The 18,006-nt window shown below is 76.5% G+C and carries 17 protein-coding genes and 2 pseudogenes; 6 read left to right on the forward strand and 13 right to left on the reverse strand.

The genetic code is table 11. From position 1 onward, the window contains the following. Positions 1 to 11: 11 nt before the first annotated feature. The 5 genes and pseudogenes from CP969_RS06280 to CP969_RS06300 all read right to left on the reverse strand — a co-directional run. Complete coding sequence (locus CP969_RS06280) at positions 12 to 821, reverse strand: GvpL/GvpF family gas vesicle protein (RefSeq protein WP_016827448.1); 810 nt, start codon at positions 819 to 821, stop codon at positions 12 to 14. Next, positions 818 to 1,132, reverse strand: coding sequence for a gas vesicle protein K (locus tag CP969_RS06285; protein ID WP_004991594.1), 315 nt, complete (start codon positions 1,130 to 1,132; stop codon positions 818 to 820). The genes CP969_RS06280 and CP969_RS06285 overlap by 4 nt, the downstream gene beginning before the upstream one ends. Before the next feature lie 49 nt (positions 1,133 to 1,181). Beyond that, on the reverse strand, positions 1,182 to 2,114 hold the full coding sequence (locus CP969_RS33740; RefSeq protein ID WP_208868514.1) for a gas vesicle protein: 933 nt from the start codon (positions 2,112 to 2,114) through the stop codon (positions 1,182 to 1,184). Beyond that, positions 2,104 to 2,676, reverse strand: a complete 573-nt coding sequence (locus CP969_RS34430) for a gas vesicle protein (protein ID WP_016827446.1) — start codon at positions 2,674 to 2,676, stop codon at positions 2,104 to 2,106. The genes CP969_RS33740 and CP969_RS34430 overlap by 11 nt, the downstream gene beginning before the upstream one ends. A gap of 168 nt (positions 2,677 to 2,844) precedes the next feature. Beyond that, positions 2,845 to 3,093: pseudogene (locus tag CP969_RS06300) on the reverse strand (monooxygenase); the annotation flags it as partial. Here CP969_RS06300 and CP969_RS06305 point away from each other — a divergent pair. Next, positions 3,014 to 3,301 (forward strand): annotated as a pseudogene (locus tag CP969_RS06305) (SDR family oxidoreductase); the annotation flags it as partial. The pseudogenes CP969_RS06300 and CP969_RS06305 overlap by 80 nt on opposite strands. Before the next feature lie 159 nt (positions 3,302 to 3,460). Here the strand turns inward: CP969_RS06305 and CP969_RS06310 are convergent. Then, positions 3,461 to 4,696, reverse strand: a complete 1,236-nt coding sequence (locus CP969_RS06310) for a TolB-like translocation protein (protein ID WP_099156188.1) — start codon at positions 4,694 to 4,696, stop codon at positions 3,461 to 3,463. Between the two features lie 263 nt (positions 4,697 to 4,959). Between CP969_RS06310 and CP969_RS06315 the strand changes: the two genes are divergently transcribed. After that, positions 4,960 to 5,628, forward strand: coding sequence for a HEAT repeat domain-containing protein (locus CP969_RS06315; protein WP_016827442.1), 669 nt, complete (start codon positions 4,960 to 4,962; stop codon positions 5,626 to 5,628). Positions 5,629 to 5,634: 6 nt separating this feature from the next. Next, the gene (locus CP969_RS06320) at positions 5,635 to 6,639 is read left to right on the forward strand and encodes a MerR family transcriptional regulator (protein ID WP_016827441.1); all 1,005 of its coding nucleotides are present in this window, start codon (positions 5,635 to 5,637) and stop codon (positions 6,637 to 6,639) included. Positions 6,640 to 6,737: 98 nt separating this feature from the next. On the opposite strand, the gene CP969_RS06325 is transcribed toward CP969_RS06320, so the two are convergent. From CP969_RS06325 to CP969_RS06345, 5 genes are all read right to left on the reverse strand, one after another. Next, on the reverse strand, positions 6,738 to 9,038 hold the full coding sequence (locus tag CP969_RS06325) for a lantibiotic dehydratase (RefSeq protein ID WP_016827440.1): 2,301 nt from the start codon (positions 9,036 to 9,038) through the stop codon (positions 6,738 to 6,740). Between the two features lie 169 nt (positions 9,039 to 9,207). Then, the gene (locus CP969_RS06330) at positions 9,208 to 9,462 is read right to left on the reverse strand and encodes an acyl carrier protein (protein ID WP_004991569.1); all 255 of its coding nucleotides are present in this window, start codon (positions 9,460 to 9,462) and stop codon (positions 9,208 to 9,210) included. Beyond that, on the reverse strand, positions 9,459 to 10,475 hold the full coding sequence (locus CP969_RS06335) for a threonine ammonia-lyase (RefSeq protein WP_016827439.1): 1,017 nt from the start codon (positions 10,473 to 10,475) through the stop codon (positions 9,459 to 9,461). The genes CP969_RS06330 and CP969_RS06335 overlap by 4 nt, the downstream gene beginning before the upstream one ends. After that, positions 10,472 to 11,971 (reverse strand): amino acid adenylation domain-containing protein, encoded by a 1,500-nt coding sequence (locus CP969_RS06340; protein ID WP_016827438.1) that lies wholly within the window; start codon positions 11,969 to 11,971, stop codon positions 10,472 to 10,474. Before CP969_RS06340 ends, CP969_RS06335 begins: the two co-directional genes overlap by 4 nt. After that, complete coding sequence (locus tag CP969_RS06345; protein WP_150474900.1) at positions 11,971 to 14,295, reverse strand: lantibiotic dehydratase; 2,325 nt, start codon at positions 14,293 to 14,295, stop codon at positions 11,971 to 11,973. The genes CP969_RS06340 and CP969_RS06345 overlap by 1 nt, the downstream gene beginning before the upstream one ends. A gap of 320 nt (positions 14,296 to 14,615) precedes the next feature. On the opposite strand from CP969_RS06345, the gene CP969_RS06350 reads away from it, so the two are divergent. From CP969_RS06350 to CP969_RS06360, 3 genes are all read left to right on the forward strand, one after another. Next, complete coding sequence (locus tag CP969_RS06350) at positions 14,616 to 14,804, forward strand: MbtH family protein (RefSeq protein ID WP_062193195.1); 189 nt, start codon at positions 14,616 to 14,618, stop codon at positions 14,802 to 14,804. Further along, a complete protein-coding gene (locus CP969_RS06355; protein ID WP_150474901.1) occupies positions 14,797 to 15,576 on the forward strand; it encodes a 4'-phosphopantetheinyl transferase family protein in 780 nt (259 codons plus the stop codon). The genes CP969_RS06350 and CP969_RS06355 overlap by 8 nt, the downstream gene beginning before the upstream one ends. 161 nt (positions 15,577 to 15,737) lie before the next feature. After that, a complete protein-coding gene (locus CP969_RS06360) occupies positions 15,738 to 16,478 on the forward strand; it encodes a Type 1 glutamine amidotransferase-like domain-containing protein (RefSeq protein WP_016827434.1) in 741 nt (246 codons plus the stop codon). Positions 16,479 to 16,593: 115 nt separating this feature from the next. Here CP969_RS06360 and CP969_RS06365 read toward each other — a convergent pair whose 3' ends face one another. Together CP969_RS06365 and CP969_RS06370 are read right to left on the reverse strand one after the other, a co-directional pair. Beyond that, on the reverse strand, positions 16,594 to 17,229 hold the full coding sequence (locus tag CP969_RS06365) for a helix-turn-helix transcriptional regulator (RefSeq protein WP_016827433.1): 636 nt from the start codon (positions 17,227 to 17,229) through the stop codon (positions 16,594 to 16,596). Then, positions 17,226 to 17,837, reverse strand: a complete 612-nt coding sequence (locus CP969_RS06370) for a response regulator transcription factor (RefSeq protein ID WP_016827432.1) — start codon at positions 17,835 to 17,837, stop codon at positions 17,226 to 17,228. The genes CP969_RS06365 and CP969_RS06370 overlap by 4 nt, the downstream gene beginning before the upstream one ends. Between the last annotated feature and the right edge of the window lie 169 nt (positions 17,838 to 18,006).

Below are 18,006 nucleotides of genomic sequence, written 5' to 3' on the forward strand. Positions count from 1 at the left end.
CCGCGCCGCCGTCAGGAGGCCGCTTCCTGCGCGTAGGCGCGGTGTCGGGCGTCGGTGAAGGTGTACGGGGGCCAGGGGCCCAGGAAGCGGATGCGGACGGCGGGCTGACGGGCCCGCACCTCGCTCAGCACGGTGCCGACGGCGTCGATGTCCTCGTGCCGGACGAGCAGGGCGGCGGACAGGACGCCCGTCTCGTCGGCGGTACGGTGCGCGGGCCCACGGTCGCGGAAGTCCTCGGCGACGGACAGCAGGCGCTGCCGGATCTCGGCGTGCAGCGAGTCGGCGAGTCGTCCGGCCTCGTTCCGGGCCTGCTGCTCCCGCTGCTTGGCCAGCAGCCTCCGCATGCCGGGGGACCGGCCGTCGAGCCCGGCCTCCCGCGCGCCCTCCTCCGGGTCGCCGGCCGCGGCGGCCGTGCGGTCCACGGTGATCTCCACCCGCAGTTCGCACCGTCCGGCCAGTTCCTCGAGCTGTCCGGTGATGTCCGCTTCCTGCTCGGTGATCCAGTCCGCCAGACGTCGTTCGGCGCTCCGGCCGGACGCGGCGTCGTCGGCGACCAGGACGTTGAAGGTCATCGGCAGGATGCTGCCGGTCCGTTCCCAGACGGCGGTGACCGCCCGGTTCTGCTCCGCCACCCAGCGGCGCACCTGCTCGTCGTCGCCCTGGAAGGGGGCCGGCGTGGCGTCGTGCACCAGCGCGGCGACGGTGGTGCCGGGGACGCCGACCAGCCGCAGCGGGCGGCCGTCGAGTCCGGTGACGCCGTCGGCGGCGCCCTGCCGGTCCGGGACCAGCGCGTACACGTACAACGCGGTGTGCTCGGTCATTCGCCCGCCTCCTCCGCCCAGCGCCGCGGGTTGATCAGCTTGTCCACGACGTCGTCGACCACCTCGTCCAGACCGCGGTGCAGATCGGCGACCGAGGAGACGATGCCGTGGTCCTCCTTGATCTGCTCCAGCGCCTCGTCCAGTTCCAGCAGGGCGTCCGCCAGGCGCTCGGCCTCCTCCGGGGTCAGGTCGCCGCCGTTCATGCGGCGCAGCGCCTGGCGGTCCAGCGCCTCCTGGATGACCTCCACCAGGGTGACCACCAGGGACAGCACTCCGTGTTTGAGGCTGTTCTCGTCGACGGTCAACGGCATGTCGGTTCCCCACCCTCCTGCTGCTGTGCTCGGTTCCTCGTCCGCCCGCTCATCCGGTCGCCGCCACGGGACGGGCCGGGCCCAACCGCTCCACCCAGGCAGCCGGATCGTCGGCGGCCAGCCGCACCTCGTCCCCCGCGGTGGTGCGCAGCGCGAGGACGCTGCCCTCCCCGGCGGGTCCGTGCCCGGGCAGGCGCCGCGCCCCGGCGATGTGCGCCGTGGGCAGCACGAGCGCCGGCCGGGAGTCCACCGGGGACTTCCAGGTCAGCCGGTCGGCGGTCAGCCGGGCCTGCCCGCCGCGCCACAACGGGCCCGACCGGCGCGGTTCCCGGTACCACAGGTGCCCCTCGGCGAGCGGTGGCTCCTCCTCGGCGGCGGCCCCGGGCGCAAGGGCGGGCGCGAGGCGGCCGGCGCGGGCCCGGGTGAGCAGGTCGTGCAGCGTCTCCGGTTCCCGGGCCGAGAGCACCTCCTGCCCGCCGTCGGCCACCGTCACCTTCAGGCGCAGGCGCTCCTCGCCGCCGACCGTCCGCTCCGGCTCCAGGCGCACGGCGCGCACGGCGGCGAGTTCGGTCTGCCACAGGATCTCCCGCGGTTCCTCGCGCAGGACGACGAGACGCTGGTCGGTGAGGTAGACGGTGCCGGGCCGCCAGCCGGTGTAGACGCCCTCCGTCAGCAGATGGCCGCCGCTCGTCCGGTGGACGACGCCCTCCCCCTCCCTGAGGTCGAGGGCGCGGCGGGCGGCGGACCGCTCGGCCCAGGCGCGGGTGGCGTCGTCCCAGTGGCGCATCATTCCGTACTCCAGCATCGTCTCCATCCCGGCGACGGCCGCCCGGATCGAGACTCCGATCAGCGGGATGTCGGCCACGGCGACGATGAGGTCCAGGTGCAGGACCGCGCCCTTGTTCAGCAGGACCTCCACCAGGTCGTCCAGGGTCACCCGGGGGTCCCGCGTGGGCCGCATCGGGGACCGGTCAGCCGTCACGCCGCTGCGCCTCCCGCTCGGCCGGGGACGGTGCGGACGCCCCGTCGGCCCCGTCCCCCTCGACGGCGGCGGTGCCGTCCTGGCCCGCGGTCACGGCCGCGGGGGCGTGCTCGGCGCCGTCCCGGGAAAGGGCCTGGGCGCTGCGCCACCCGCACCAGGGACACCACTGGTTCAGCAGTTGCTCGACGGGAGCGCGCTTGCCGCACGCCGGGCAGGTCTCCTTCTCCTCCCGGGTCTCACGCCACGCGGCGGTCTCCGTGTCCGTGCCGGAGGGGAACTCCAGCCCGTAACGGGCAGCCGTCTCGAACGAGGCCAGCGCCGCGCGCAGCCGGATGCCGAGCAGTTCCACCCCGGCCACCGAGACCATGATGTCGGCGTTCAGCACGAGGCCTTTGTCCAGCAGGGTCTCGACCACGTGCGCCAGGCTGCCCTCGCCGTCCCGCCTGGGCTGCATCGGGGTCACGGCCGCACCCGGCACCGTGCGGGCGGACGGGTCGCGCGGGGGGACCGCCGGGGGGAACCCGCTGTCGCTCGGCGTGATCCTTTCGGGATAGCTGCTCATTCCAGCCGTTTAACCGTTCTTCCGTCACTCACACACCGACCGGACGGCCGACGGGCACGGACGGGGTGCCGATCGGCCCGCCCGCGCACCGGGTGTCCGCCGGGCGGGCCGACGGCGCGGCGGGGTGCCCGCCGGGCGGCGCGCGCCCGGCGGGACGTGCCGGCCCCGCTAGGAGAGCACCTCGTCCATGGACTCCTCCCGCCAGCGGCGCAGGAGTTCGTGGAAGGCGACGGCGCCGTGCGGGTAGGCGGTCGGGCCGCCCGGGCGGCCGCGCCCTTCGCGGTTGTAGTAGCCGGGAGTGCACTCGGCGTGGAACCGCTCGTGGTCGGGCGCGCCTTCCGCCAAGGCGGCGATCCAGGCGTCCTCGGCCTCGCGGGACGGTTCGACGAGGGCGCCCCCGGCCTCGGCGAACGCCATCGCCCCGGGGGGCGCCGCCACCGGCATCGCCGTGAACGCCGACCCGGCCGCCCACGGCCCCGCGGCCCTCGGCCCCCACTTCGTCAACCTCGGCCGCCTGGCCCGGCCCGAGGAACAGGCCGCGGCCATCCTGTTCCTCGCCTCGGACGCGGCGAGCAACATCAACGGCGCGATCCTGCCGGTGGACGACGGCTGGGCGGCGGTGTGACGCCGCGCCGGGTGCGCCCCGGCTTCCCCGGCCGACGCCTCACCGGTCCCCGTGGTGCTCCACCGGGGTGACGATCGCCCCGGGCAGCGCGTCGGCCCGGCCCTCACGGGCCCGGGCCCCTCCCCCTCGGTTCGGGACCGCGGCGGGCGCGGGGGGCCGTCAGCGCGGGCGTGTGACGAAGACCTGCCGGTCACCGGCGGTGGACGACTCCCCCAGCAGGTCCCGCGGCACCGCGTCGTACGCCACCGCGCGGCCGTGCGCGTCGAGGGTCGGACCGGACGCCGGCCTCTGGTTGGCGGTGCCGTCGGGCCGGGCGGTGACCATGTCCGTGCGGCCGGTGCGCAGGTCCAGCAGGTAGATCACCTGGAGCGGGCCGCGGGGCTCCCGCTCCTCGGCCGCCACGAAGGCGATGTGCCGGCCGTCCGCGCTCAGGCGGCCGGTGTGCGTGGCGAACTGCGGCTTGGGACCCAGGATGTGGCGCAGCGTTCCGCTCCGCAGGTCCTTGAGGAAGACGTCACCGGTGTCGTTGGTGCCCCTGGGCCGCAGGGTGCGGCACGTGAGGCGGAAGACGACGTGGCGGCCGTCCGGGCTCATCACCGGGTCGTCGACGCCGCGTTCGGCCGGGTCGTCCACGCACTCGGGGTCGACCCGTACCCGCTCGTCCGTGCGGCGGTCGAGTGCGTAGACGTGCGCCTCGCGGTCCTCGGGGGCGTCCGCCCCGGGGTCCGACGCCAGGTAGGCGACGTGCCGGCCGTCATGGCTCAAAGACGGTCTCGCGACCCGTTGCTCCTCGCCGGCCAGGGGGTCGTCGAGCCACTCGCCGGTGCCCCGCCGAAGGTCGCGCAGACGGATGAGGGAGCGCTCCGCCGCGTCCTCCGTCGGTCGGGCCGTGAAGGTGACGTACCTTCCGTTCCCGCTGATGAGCGGCGCGTTCGCGTTGCTGAACCGGGCATGGACGCCGTCGCTGACCGGTTCGGTGCGGCCCGTGCGCACGTCGTACACATGGGCCCGGGTCCCGTCCAGCGTCGGGAAGGCCACCCGCGTGCCGTCGGCGCTGAGGGACGGGGCGGTGTACGGCGCCCCCTTGTCCATGCCGTCGGTCAGGTCGCTGGCCCAGTGCACCCGCCCGGTCCGCAGGTCCTTCACGTAGACGTCGTGGACGTCGTCGGTGTCGCCCGGCGCCAGATTCGAGGCGCGTGACCAGAAGGCCACGTAGCGCCCGTCGGCGCTGATCGCGGCGTGCCGGCTCTGCTCGTTCCCCAGCACGTCGTCGGACGTGACGTTCGCGTATTCCGTGCCCGGCTTCAGTTCCAACGCCCCCGCGGGCGTCGTCTGCACGGCCGCGCACGCCGTCGCCACGGCGGCGACGGCGGCCGCTCTCCACCCAAGACGCATGCTTCCCCCCGGTCGACACGTCTTCCCCGCCCCGCGGCCGGGGCTCGCCTCCATGCAACCGGCTCGCAGATGCGCGGTCAATGCGCCCCTTTCCGTACAACCCGCGGGCCCGACCGGCCGTCCGCGCCCGCGCGTCCGGGAGGGGCCGCCCCGCGGACCGGCCCGGGACCGCCCGCGACAGGGCGTCCGGCCGCCTCGTGGCGGGGTCCGCTTGACCTTGACACCGTGACAAGGTCTTCACTGCGGCCGAGGAGGTGGTCCCGATGACCCTGCCGGAAGAGGACACGAACACGCCGCGGGCTCCGCGGGGGCTGGAGAGCAGCAGTCCGTCGGTGCGGCTGCGGACGGCGATGAGGATCGGCACGACCCCGGACCCCCGGTTCGTCGACGAACTCGTCGAACGCTGCGCGATCGAGCCCGATTTCTCCGTGCGCGAGACGCTCACCTGGGCCCTGACCCGCCACCCGTCGTCGACGACGGTCCCCCGACTCGTCGACGAACTCCGTTCGGAGCGTGCGCAGGCGCGGAGCCAGGCGTTGCACACGCTGTCCAAGATCGGGGACCGGCGGGCGTGGCCGGCGGTCACCCGGGCGCTTCTGACCGATGCCGACGACGAGGTGGCGCGGAGCGCCTGGCGGGCGGCGGTCGCCCTGGTGCCCGAGGGGGAGGAGCCCGGGCTGGCCGGGGTGCTGGCGACACAGCTCGGGCGCGGCGGGCGTGAGACGCGGTTGAGCCTCAGCCGGGCGCTGGTCGCGCTCGGCGAGGTGGCCGTGCCGGTCCTGCGGGGCGCGACGGCGGATCCCGACCCCCGTGTACGGGAGCACGCGATCGCCACGCAACGGCTGCTGCGGGACCCGGACGCCGCGTTCGGGTTCGCGATCGAGGAGGCGAAGCGCATCGTGGCCCTCGGCACGAACGGCCAGGAGGAGTGAGAGACCGTGTTGATCGGTGAGGTGGCACGACGGTCCGGGGTCAGCGCCCGCATGCTCAGGCACTACGACTCGCTCGGCCTGGTGCGGCCGACGGGGCGTTCCGGGGCCGGCTACCGGGAGTACTCCGAGGAGGACGTCCGGCGCATCTTCCACGTCGAGAGCCTGCGGGCGCTGGGGCTGTCGCTGCGGGACGTCGGGCGCGCGCTGGACGACCCCGGCTTCGCGCCCTCGGAGCTGGTCGACGACCTCGTCCGCCGGACCCGAGAGCGCATCGCGCGGGAGACGGAGCTGCTCACGCGGCTCCGCCGGATCGGCGCCGCGGAACCCGCCGACTGGAAGGACGTCCTCCAGACCGTTGCGCTCCTGCAGGCCCTGGGGTCGGAGAACGCCGGCCGGCGCCAGCGCGCGGCCCTGTCCTCGGTGGTGGAAGGGCCGGTGCCCGTGGAAGCGCTGGTCGAGGCGGTCCTGAGCGAGACGGACCCGAACGTCGCCGGAGCCCTCCGGTGGGCACTGGCGCAGTCGGACGGCGGCGGATGGGCACTGCTGGCGGAGGGCCTCGGCTCACCGGTGGCCGAGGTGCGCGCGCGTGCCGTCCGGGCCGTCGCCGAGTTCCCGGACGACGGGGCGACCGCACTGCTGCGGGACGCCCTCACCGACTCCGACCTCGTGGTCCGCCGGCGTGCGGCCCTGGTGCTGGGGGCACGCGGAGTGGCCGAGGCGGTCCCGACCCTCATCGACATGATCGTCGAGGAGGTGAACGACGTCGACGCGGCCGACGCGCTGAGCACGCTGGCGAGTGATCCCGCCCGGGCGGACCGGATCGCCGCCGGGCTCGTCGACCGCCTCACCCACGGCACCACCGGGGCGTTCGCACGCCGACGACTGACCCAGGCGCTCGCCGACGTCCCGGGGGACGCGGCGTCACGCGCCCTCGCCGACCTGTCGCACGACGAGGACCGCGCCGTCGCGCTCACCGCGGCCTACGTCCTCGAGCTGCGCAAGGCACGCTGACGGTCCCTTCCCCGACGTCGGCCCCCGCCTCCACGGACGGGCGTGCGGGTCGCCCGCGCACGGGCTGCCGCCTCGGGCGCGGGCGACGTCGTCGGGGTTCACCGGTGCCCCGTCGGCCCCGCCTCCGTGTCGAAGGCCACGAAGCGCAGTTCCGAGGTGTACCGGCGTCCCTCGTCGTCGCGGAGCCAGGTCTGCTCCGGCGTGGGCAGCATCTCCGTGATGGTGACCGTGCCCCGCGGGTCCCTGCGGGCCAGCCGGCGCAGCGTCTTGGCGAGGATCGTGACGTACACGGGGCTGTCGAAGTCGACGTAGAACGGCCGGGGTTCGGCCGGGGAGACGACGAAGACGTAGCGGGGCAGGCCGAGTCGGGCGCGCCAGCGCCGGGCGCGGACGAAACGGCGGGCCTCGTCCTTGTCGTCGGCGAACCCGGCTTCCGACGCGGGCAGTCGCCAGGTCTCCCGGGCCACCACCAGCCGGTCGACGGTGACGCGCGGCGTGTGGCCCTCCTGGGGCAGGAGCCGGAAGAGGTCCATCGACAGGGTGGTCAGGACGTGCGAGAAGACGTCCGCCACCGGGAACCGCGCCCCGTCCGGAAGCCGGACGACGAGGTCGCCGTCGTGCTCCTCGACGACGGCGTCGGCGCTGTGCACGGCCCGGGGGCGGGCGGGGTCCGCGGTGAAGTCGGTCAGGGCGACCTGGTAGTCCCGGGGCCGCAGCAACGTCTGCCGGACCCGGGCGGACAGGCGGGCGCGGTGCTCCTTGGGGATCAGCGGCAGCAGGCGCGGTCCGGGGTGGTCCCGGTCGGTGAGCCGGACCAGTTCGCCGGCGTCCGGGTGCTGGTGGGTGAAGAGGGAGGCGCCCAGCGTGTTGGCGGCCAGGTGGAGTTCCCCGAGGACGAGGGTGAAGTCGCCACGGGCCACCGCCTCGGGGCCGTCGGCGGCGACCATGACGTCCGGACTCAGGTAGCGGGCCGCCGTCCAGCCGCCGGAGCCGGTGAAGGCCTCCCGCACCGCCGCCTCGATGTCCGCGGAACGGACGGCCACGCGGCGGGCGTCCGCGGGGGCCGCGAGGATCCGCCGCCAGGTGGCGGCGAACTCCTCCTGGAGCTCGTCGGCGGTGGCCCGCGCGGTCCCGTGCAGCACCGGCAGGCAGGCGAACCAGAAGGAGGCCAGGTCGACCGGCCCCTCGGCGGCGAGGCGTTCGTACACCGCGCGCGTCCCGGTCCGGACGGCGGCGGCGAGCCGCGAGGTGAGCCAGCCGGCGCTGTCCATCAGCAGTCGCAGCGGGCGCAGCGCCTCCAGCGCCTCGGGACCGAGGCGGGCCGTCGCGGAGCGGCGGGAGTCGGAGTACACCAGCGCCCGGCACGGCGCGGTCGATACGGACTTCTCCCGTACGGCGGCGGTGTCGGTCAGCTCGGTGAACTCCCGCTCCAGGTCGGTCAGCGCGCCGACCAGCGCGTCCACGTCGCGGGCGGCCGCCACCGCCGCGCGGCCCTCCTCCAGCCGGTCCAGCGCGGCGAGCCCCCGCCGGCGCGGTTCCGGCGCGCCGACGGTCTCCAGCCAGGCCCGCAGGTCCCGGTCGGGGTGGGTGCCCGCGGGCACGTCCAGGCGCCACACCACCCAGCGGCGGGCGACCAGGTCGGCGAGAACGGCGGGCACGTCGTGGTCCGGGAGCGCGGCGGCGATCGCCCGCGCCGGGCGGACGCCGTCGCAGAGGGCGAGGACGGCCGCGGCCCCGGCACCGACCGTCACCGGACGCCTGCCGGGCACGCGGACCCGGTCGCCGTCCACCGTGACGAAGGGCACCCGGCGGGGGGCGACCCACTCCCGCAGGCCGGGATCGGCGTCCAGTGTCCTGGCCAGCGCGTCGATGCCCCAGCTCGCCCAGTAGACGGTGGACTCGGCGATCAGCCCGGAGCCGGTGTCGACGGTGACGGCGTGCGGCGCGGCCGGGTCCCAGCGGCCCCAGCCGACGGGGCCGAAGAAGCCGATGGTGTCGTTCTTCACGCAGAACCGCTGCCAGTAGTGGGCGACCAGTTCCTCCCGCTGGCGGGGCATGCTGCTGCGCTTGTCCACGCCCGGCCTCCAGCGCAGGAACGGGGCGATGCCGGAGGTGAGCACCGGACGGTTCTGCCAGGCCACCGCCTCCCGGAAGGACGGCGCGCGGGCGATGTCCTGGAGGGTGTGCGCGGTCTCCACGGCGGCGTCGGCGAAGAGGCGGGCGAAGTCCGCCCAGTCGGCGCCGTCGAGGGGGGCGTCCGCGTCGAACTTGTCGGCGGCCTCGGCCAGTCCGGGCGGGGCCAGGCGCAGCACGCCGTCGGCGGGGAAGCCCGGGCCGCGCAGGGCGAACTGCTCCCACAGCCGCCAGCGGCCGAGGGACGGTACGGGGTCTTCGGTCATGGCGGGGCTCTCCTTGGCGGACGCGGTGCGGGCAGGGGGTGCGGCGGGGAGGGCGGGACACCGGGGCCGGTGCGCCCCGGCCTCCCGGCTCCCGGTCCCGGTGCGGGCCGCACCGGGGGCCGGGGCCGTGGGGCGCGCGGGGGTGGGTGCCGGGCGGTGGCCGCGGGGATCAGGCGCGGCCGTGGTCGGCGTCGACGACCTCGGCCAGGTCCCGCGGCGTGGGGTAGGCGAAGACCAGGGAGACCGGCACCTCCGCGCCGAGGATCTCCTCGAGGCGTCCGGTGATCTGGAAGGCGGTGAGCGAGTCGCCGCCCGCCTCGTAGAAGTCGGTGTCCTCGGTCAGGTCGGGCAGGCCGAGCACGTCGCGGAAGATGTCGACGAGCAGGTCGGCGGTGCGGGTGGCGATGGCGGCGTTCTCGGTCATGGTGTGCGCTCCTCGATGGTGGTGGTCGCCACGGGCGTCCGTGCGGGTGCGGCGGTGCCGGTGCGGTGCGGGACGTGCAGGCGGGCGGGGGTGTTGCCGCCGGAGACGACGGCCACGGCCCGTTCGCGGCGGCCGGCGCGCAGGGCTCCGGCCAGGGCGACGGCTCCGCTGGGTTCGGCGTCGACGCCGAGGCGGTGCAGCAGGGCGGCGGCGGCGAGGATCTCGGCGTCGCCGACGGCGATCAGGTCGTCGACGCGGTCACGGATGATCGGGTAGGGGACGCGCCCCGGCCGCTGGCCGCGCAGGCCGTCGGCGACGGTGGTGCAGGGCGGCAGCTCGACCGGGTGTCCGGCGGCCAGGGAGCGGGCGTAGCGGGGTGTCCGGGCCGGTTCGACGCCGACGATCCGGACCGGGTGGTCCGCGGCGGCGAGGCAGACGCCGGCGAGGAGTCCGCCGCCGCCGGTCGGGACGTACACCGTCTCGGTGCCCGGGGCGTCGGCGAGGAGTTCGGCGCCGACCGTGCCCTGCCCGGCGACCACCAGGGGGTGGTCCGAGGAGGGCACGAGGGTGGCGCCGGTCTCCCGCGCGAGCGCGCGGGCCCGTTCCTCCCGCTCGGCCACTCCCCCGCCCACCCGGACGGTCTCGGCGCCGAGCGCGCGGACGGCGGCGGCCTTGGCGGGGTCCGCGCCCGCCGCGAGGACGACGGTCAGGCGGATGCCGAGGGAGCGGGCGAGCCGGGCGAGGGCGATGCCGTGGTTGCCGGACGAGCCGGTGACGACCCGCTCGGCGTCCAGCGCCAGGACGGCGTTGGCGGCTCCGCGCGTCTTGAACGAGCCGCCGTGCTGGAGGTGTTCGGCCTTCAGCAGCAGTTCCGGGCCGTGCGCCGTCCGCACCGGGCCGCGCAGCAGGGGCGTGCGGCGGACGTACGGGGCGATGCGGACGGCGGCCGCGGCGACGTCGGCGGGGCCCGGCAGGGTGCCGGCCGTGGTCGGCCGCAGGCCGGTGGCGGTCACGGGGCGCTCCCGGCGACCAGCCTGCGCCGGTCCGTCTTGCCGCCGCGGGTGGTGGGCAGCGTGTCGTGGCGCCGGAAACCGCGGGGCATCAGGTGCGGCGGCAGCGAGCGGGCCAGGTGGGCGCGGAGTTCCGCGTCCGTGGTGGCGGTCAGGTCGCCGGTGACGTGGGCGGCCAGGTAGACGCGTCCCCGGTCGTCGGTGTGCGCGGTCACCGCGGCGCCGCTGACGCGCGGGTGGGCCAGCAGCGCGCCCTCGATCTCGGCGGGGTCCACCCGGTAGCCGCGGATCTTGACCTGCCGGTCGGTGCGGCCGGCGTAGGTCAGGCCCTGCGGGCCCCACCGGCCGAGGTCGCCGGTGCGGTAGAGGCGGGCGCCGGGCGGGCCGCAGGGATCGGGCAGGAAGCACGCGGCGGTGCGGGCCGGGTCCCCGCCGTAGCCCCGGGCGACGCCGGCGCCGCCGATGTACACCTCGCCCACGGTGCCGTCGGGGACGGGGACGAGGTCGGCGTCCAGCACCCGGACGACCGTGCCCGGGCGGGGCACGCCGACCACGTCGGCGGCCGTGTCGGGCTCGGCGGGGACGACGTGGCGGGTGGTGGTCATGGTGCACTCGGTCGGGCCGTACTGGTTGACGAGCGTGCCCGGGACCACCCGCCGGCCGCCGGCGGTGAGGAAGGGGCGCAGGGACTCCCCGCTGGAGGCGACCAGGGCGACGCCGGCCAGCGGGCCGGCCGGGTCCGGTTGTCCGGCCAGGTGGGCCAGGAAGGACGGGGTGGTGCTGAGCAGCGCGGTCACCCGGTGTTCGCGTACGGTGCGGGCGAAGTCGGCGGGCCGCAGCAGCCGGGAGCGTTCCACGATCACCAGGCGGGCCCCGGCCAGCAGCGGGGCGAAGGTGTCCCGCAGGGAGGCGTCGTAGCCGAGCGGTGCCGTCTGCAGGGCCACGGTGTCCGGACCGAGGCCGAAGGCGCGGGCGGTGTCGCGCAGGTAGGCGTCGAGGGCGTGGTGCTCGACGAGGACGGGACTGGGTTCGCCGGTGCTGCCGGAGGTGTGGCTGACGTAGGCCAGGGCCTGCGGGTCGACCCGTGGGGGCGGTGTCGCGGGACCGTCCGGCGCGGTGGCGGCGGGCCGGTCCAGGAGGATCGCGGGCAGGCCGGTGTCCAGGGCGCGGGCGTGTGCGGAGGTGGTCAGGAGCAGGCGGGCGCCCGCGCTGCGGAGGAAGGCCGCGAGGCGGTCGCGGGGCTGGGTCACGTCCAGGGTGAGGAAGGCGGCTCCGCAGCGGATGACCGCGGCCGTCGCGGCCACCGCGTCGGCGCCGTGCTCGACGGCGACGGCGCACACCGTCTCCGGCCGGGCGCCGTGGGCGCGCAGCAGCCGGGTCAGCTCGTCGGTGCGGGCGGCGAGACGGCCGTAGGTGATCCGACCGGCGGGGGTGTCCAGCGCGACGCGCTCCGGGTGGCGGGCGGCGTGTGCGGCGAGGTCGTCGGCGACGGTGCGCATCACGCCTCCCCGGTGCCGGTGACGGTCAGGTCGACGGCCACGAAGCGGAGTTCGGAGGTGTAGCGGTGCCCGTCGGCGTCGGTGAGCCAGGCCTGTTCGGGGGTGGGCAGCATCTCGCTGACCTTCAGACGGGCCCCGGGGTCCTCGCGGGCGAGCCGGCGGGCCGCCTTGGCGAGGATGGTGATGTACACGGGGCTGTCGAAGTCGACGTAGAACGGGCGGGGTTCGGTCGGGGAGACGACGAACACGAAGCGGGGCAGGTCGTGGCGGCGCTGCCAGTGCCGGGCACGGACGAACCGGGCGGCCTCGCTCTTCTCGTCGGCGAAGTCGGCGTCGCGGACGGGCAGGTGCCAGGTCTCGCGGGCGACGGTCATCCGGTCGATGGTGATGCGCGGGGTGTGCTCGCCCTCGGGCCGGAGGGTGAAGCGGTCCATGACGCGCTGGGTGAGCGTGTTGGCGTAGGCGTCGAGGACGTCGTGGACGGTGCCGTCGGGCAGGACGGCCGTCAGGCGGCCGTCCCGGTCCTCGACGCGGACGTCCGCGCTCGGCACCACGTGCGGGCGGTAGGGGTCGCCGGTCTGGTCGACCAGGGTCACGCAGGTGTCCTCGGGCCGGTCCAGGGAGGGCCGGCTGCGGGTGGACCACTTCAGCGGCAGTTCCTTGGGCAGCGTGGGCAGCAGGCGGGGGGCGGGGAAGTCGCGGGTGGTCTCGGCGACGAGCCGGTCGCGATCGGGGTGCTGGTGGACGAAGAGGGAGGCGCCCATGGTGTTCAGCGCGCAGTGCATCTCGCCGAGGACGAGGTCGACGTCGCCGCGGGCGAGGGCGTCCGCGTCCTCGGCGACGACCAGGACGTCGGGGCTGACGTAGCGGGCGAGGGACCAGCCGTCGCCGGGCTCGTCGAACTCGTGGCGCACCCGGTCGGCCAGGTCGGCCGCGGTCAGGCGGACGCGGCGGGCGCCGGCCGGGAGGTCGAGGATCCGGGCCCACTTGGCGCGCAGTTCGGCCTGGACGGCGTCGATCAGGTCGCCGGCGTCGGGGTGCGGGGAGGGCAGGGTGTGCATCCACAGGGTGGCGAGGTCCACCGGGGTGCCGTCGGCGCCCAGGCGGGCGTGGACGGTGCGCAGGCGGGCGCGGACGGCGTCGGCGAAGCGGTTCGTCATCCAGCGGGCGGCCGTCAGGCACAGCTGGAGGGGTTCCAGGTGCTCCAGCAGGGCGGGTCCGGCGGTGGCGGTGGCGGACCGCCGGGCGTCGGAGTACACCAGCCCGCGGCAGGGGGCGGTGCGCGCGCCCTTGGCGCGCTGGGCCTCGCTGTCGGTGAGGGCGGCGAAGTCGGCCTCCAGGGCGCCGATCGCGGCGGTCAGCGCGGTGGCGTCGGTGCCGGCGGCGCGTACGGCGTCCCGGCCGCGCTCCAGCACGGCGAGCTTGGCGAGTGCCCGGTCGCGGGCGGCCCCGTCGGGGACGCGTTCGAGGATGCGGCGCAGGGCCAGGTCGGGGTGGGTGGCGGCGGGCACCTCCAGGCGCCAGGACACCCAGCGCCGGCGGACCAGCTCGCGCACGGTGCCGTCGGCCTCGTCGGCGTCCAGGCCCAGTTCGGCGGCGAGGGCGGCCACGTGCCGGGTGCCGTCGCAGTGCCGGAGCACGGCCTGCTGGAGCTCGCCGACGGGCTGGGCGGGCCGCCCCGGGACCCGTACCGCGCCGTCCTCGCAGCGCACGAAGGACATCCGGCGCGGCGGGATCCACCGCATCAGCTCCTCGTCCTCGGCGAGCACCTTGGCCAGGGCGTCGACGGCCCAGCCGGAGAAGTAGACCTCCTGCGCCGCGAGGAAGCCCCGGCCGGCGTCCACGGCGACGGCGTGCGGCGCGGCCGGGTCCCAGCGGCCCCAGCCGACGGGGCCGAAGAAGCCGATGGTGTCGTTCTTCACGCAGAACCGCTGCCAGTAGTGGGCGACCAGTTCCTCCCGCTGGCGGGGCATGCTGCTGCGCTTGTCCACGCCCGGCGTCCAGCGCAGGAACGGGGCGATGCCGGTGCGCAGCACGGCCGGGTTCTGCCAGGCGAGGGCCGCCTGGAAGCGGGGCCGGGCGGCGACCTCCTGGAGGTGGCGGGCGGTGTCCACGGCGGCCGCCGACACCTCCTCGGCGAAGGCCTGCCACTCGGGTCCGGACAGATCGGTGCCGGGGCCGAACTTGTCGGCGGCCTCGGCCAGTCCGGGCGGGGCCAGGCGCAGCACGCCGTCGGCGGGAAAGCCCGGGCCGCGCAGGGCGAACTCCTCCCAGAGCCGCCAGCCTCCGCCCGGCAGCAGGACCGGTGCGTGCTCGTCCGACATCGCGTGCTCCTTCCGGAAAGGGGGTGCGCGGGGAGGCCGCGCGGCCCGGCCGGGCGGTGGTCGCCGGCCGGGCTGCCGGGCTCCCGGCCGGACAGCACCGTCCCGCGCCGGGGGCGGCACGCACCAGAGAAGATCCGGCAGCAACGCGCGCCGCGGGCTCGGCGCGTTCGTCCCTGCCCCGGGCGGGCGGCCGCCCGGCACGCTGGCGGCGTCGGCCCCTACCTGCGGCCGGCCCCATCACCTGCGGGAGGTTCACCGTGACGCAACCCCACTCCACGGCCGGCGCGGGCACCGGCGAGGCCCGTCCGGACACCGACGAGGTGTACCTCGTGGTGCGCAACGACGAGGAGCAGTACTCGATCTGGCGGGCGGACCGCGAGGTGCCCGCCGGCTGGCACCCGGAGGGCCGGCGGGGCAGCCGGCAGGAGTGCCTGGACCACATCGGCGTGATCTGGACGGACATGCGCCCGCTCAGCCTGCGCCGCCGGCTGGCCGGGGCGGATGTCTGAGCCGCGGGCGGGCCGGCTGCTGGACCGGCCGGCGCACGCCCCGCCGCCGGCGCCGCCCGGGCCGCCGGGCCCGGCCGTGCTGGACCTGTCCGGGCTGCGGCACCGGACGCGGGCGCCGGGCCCGCGCGCCCTGCGGGGACCGCTGGAGCTGTACCTGGCCCACGTCGGGGTCCAGGACCGGCGCACCCTGCTGGACGCGCGGGAGCTGCTGGACACGGAGGAACGGGCCCGGGCCCGCGCGTTCCGGCACGACCGCGACCGCGACGCGTACGTGGTCGCGCACGCGGCCCTGCGCGACGTGCTGAGCGCGCTGCTCGGCGTGCGCGCCGAGGCACTGCCCCTGGCGCGGGAGCCGTGCGCGGGCTGCGGCGGGCCGCACGGGCGGCCGGTCCTGCGCACGCCGGGTGTGCACTTCTCCCTGTCGCACAGCGGGGACCTGGTGCTGGTGGCGCTCGCCCCGGCACCGGTCGGCGTCGACGTGGAGGGTCTGGCCACGGCCCGGGCGGTGCTCGGCGCGCAGTCGGCGCTGCACCCGGCGGAGGCGGACGAGCTGGCGCGGCTGCCCGCGCACGAGCGTCCGGCCGCGTTCACCCGCGCCTGGGTGCGCAAGGAGGCCTACCTGAAGGGGCTGGGCACGGGGCTGGTGCGCGACCCGGCGCTGGACTACGTGGGCACCGGGCCGCTGCCGGCCCTCCGGGAGCCGGGGTGGAGCGTGCGGGACGTCCCGGTCCCGGCGGGGTACGCGGCGGCGGTGGCCCTGCGAACGCCCTGAGGGCGTACGGGCGAACACGGCGGGGGCCGGTCCGGTGGACCGGCCCCCGCCGTGGTGTCGCGGCGTGGCCGCGCAGCCCGGTGTCCCCGAGGGGGCGGGAGCACGATGCCTTCACCAATGACTCACCGACACAAGGGAGTCGGCGCGCTACGATCACCGGCGTGACCGCTCCGGAACCGACCATCGTCGCCACCTCCGGGGGGCATCGCGTCGGCGCGCGCACCCGGGTCCTCTTCGACTCCCTGGTCCACCACGCGGTCGACCTCTCCGGTGTGCACGGCAGGCGCCCCCGCGTCCTCTACCTGGGCACGGCGGTGGGCGACGCCGAGCACGTCACGGCACGGGTGGGCGAGGCCGCCCGGGTCGCGGGCTTCGACCTCACCCCGCTCCACCTCTTCCCGATGCCGAACGTGGAGGACGTCGAGGGCACGGTGCTCGACCACGACGTGGTCTGGGTGATGGGCGGCTCGGTGGCCAACCTGCTCGCCGTGTGGCGGGTGCACGGACTCGACGAGGTCCTGCGGCGCGCGTGGCGCGCCGGTGTGGTCCTCGCCGGCGTGAGCGCGGGCTCCATCTGCTGGTACGAGGGCGGCACGACGGACTCCTTCGGCCCCGAACTCCGCCCGGTGACCGACGGGCTGGGCCTGCTGCCGTACGGCAACGGGGTGCACTACGACAGCGACGGGGGCCGGCGTCCGCTGATCCACCGGCTGGTCGCCGAGGGCGTCTTCACGACGGCCCACTGCACCGACGACGGGGTGGGACTGGTCTACCGCGGCACCGAGTTGGCCGAGGCCGTGACCGAGCAGCGGGACAAGGGCGCGTACCTGGTGCGCCGGGACGGCGATCGGACCGTGGAGGAGCGGATCGAGCCGCGGCTGCTTCCCGCGCCCCCCGGCTGACGGACGCACCGCGCCGCGGGGGCCCGGCCGCGCGGGAGGACGGGAGGCGGTGCCCGGCCGGTGCGGCCTCGTGTCCACGGCCTCCCCCTCCCCCGCGTTCGTCCCGTGCCCCGCGTCACACCAGGCCGTGGCGTACGGCGTGGGCGACGGCGTGGGCCCTGTTGCGGGCCTGCAGCCGGGCCATGATCTCGTAGATGACGTTCTTGACGGTGTGCTCGGAGCAGCCCAGCAGCAGGGCGATGTCCGCGTTGCCGTACCCCTCGGCCATGAGGCTCAGCACCGAGGCCTGACGGGCGGTCAGGGCGGGCCGGCCCCCGCCGTCGGCGGCCGGGTCACCGGGGCGCGCGCCACCGGTCAGCAGGTGGGAGAGCTCCGGGTAGGGGATGCTCGGGTGCGGGTGGGCCGCGCGGCGCACCGCCGCCGCCAGGCTCTCCTCGGTGAGGTCGGCGGTCCGCAGGACGACCGCCCCGGCCCGCAGCGCGAGCCGCAGGTCCGTCCGGCCGACGGTGTCGCACACGAGGACCAGCGGGCCGGTGTCCGGCCGGCCCCGCAGGGCCCGGGCGACGTCGGCGGCGGCGACCACGGTGACGGTCCCGGGTCCGCCGTGCTCCGGCGCGCAGGCCAGCCCGGCCCGGCGGGCCACGCCGCGGACGCGGTCCGCGCCGTGCGAGGGCGTGATGCGCAGGACGACGGGTGCGGGCGCCGGGCCGGCACCGGGCACGGGGGGCGCGGCGGCCAGGGTCGCGGTCACAGCAGACCCGCCCGGAGCGCGTAGGCGACCGCGTGGGCGCGGTTGCGCAGCCGGAACCGCTGGGTGATGTCGTGGACCACGGTGGTCACGGTGCGCGGCGAGTAGGCGAGCCGCTGGGCGATCTCGGCCGTCTCGTGGCCGTCGGCGAGCAGCCGCAGCACCGAGCGTTCCCGGTCGGACAGCATGCCCTCGGCCCAGCCTCCGGTGCCGTGCCGGACGTCGGCCGGGCGGTCCAGGAGCTGTTCGAGCAGGCGGGGCGGCAGGGTGCAGTCGTCGCGGGAGGCGGCCAGCACCGCGTGGGCGAGGCGGGGCGCGTCCGCGTCCCGGCGCGGGAGCAGGCCGCGGGCGCCGGCGGCGAGGGCGTGCAGGACGTCGCCGGAGGCGAGGGCGCCCGCCACCAGGACGACGGCGGGGCTGTGTCTCAGGGCGCGGGTGGCGCGCACCATGTCGAGTTCGGCCGGTCCGAGGCGGTCCACGGTGAGGACAGCGACCCGCGCGTCCGCGGGCTCGCACACGGTCAGGTCCGGGCAGGCCAGCAGGGTCGTGCGCGTGCCGGCCTCCAGCACCGGGTCGAGGGCGACCACGCCGACGGTCACGGGTGCTCCCATCTGCTACTCCTAGGTAGTTCGTCCGCCCGGTCGTGCACGCTCCGGGCGGTGCTGCGGTGGGGACTGCGCACCACCGTGCCGTGGGCGGGGATGCGTGGGCATCGGTAACCGGTCCCCACCTTTCCGGCCGAGGGGGCCGTCCCCGTCGGCGTCCGCTCCCCCGCGACCG

The organism is Streptomyces viridosporus T7A (assembly GCF_008704515.1).
GTDB classification, from domain to species: domain Bacteria; phylum Actinomycetota; class Actinomycetes; order Streptomycetales; family Streptomycetaceae; genus Streptomyces; species Streptomyces viridosporus.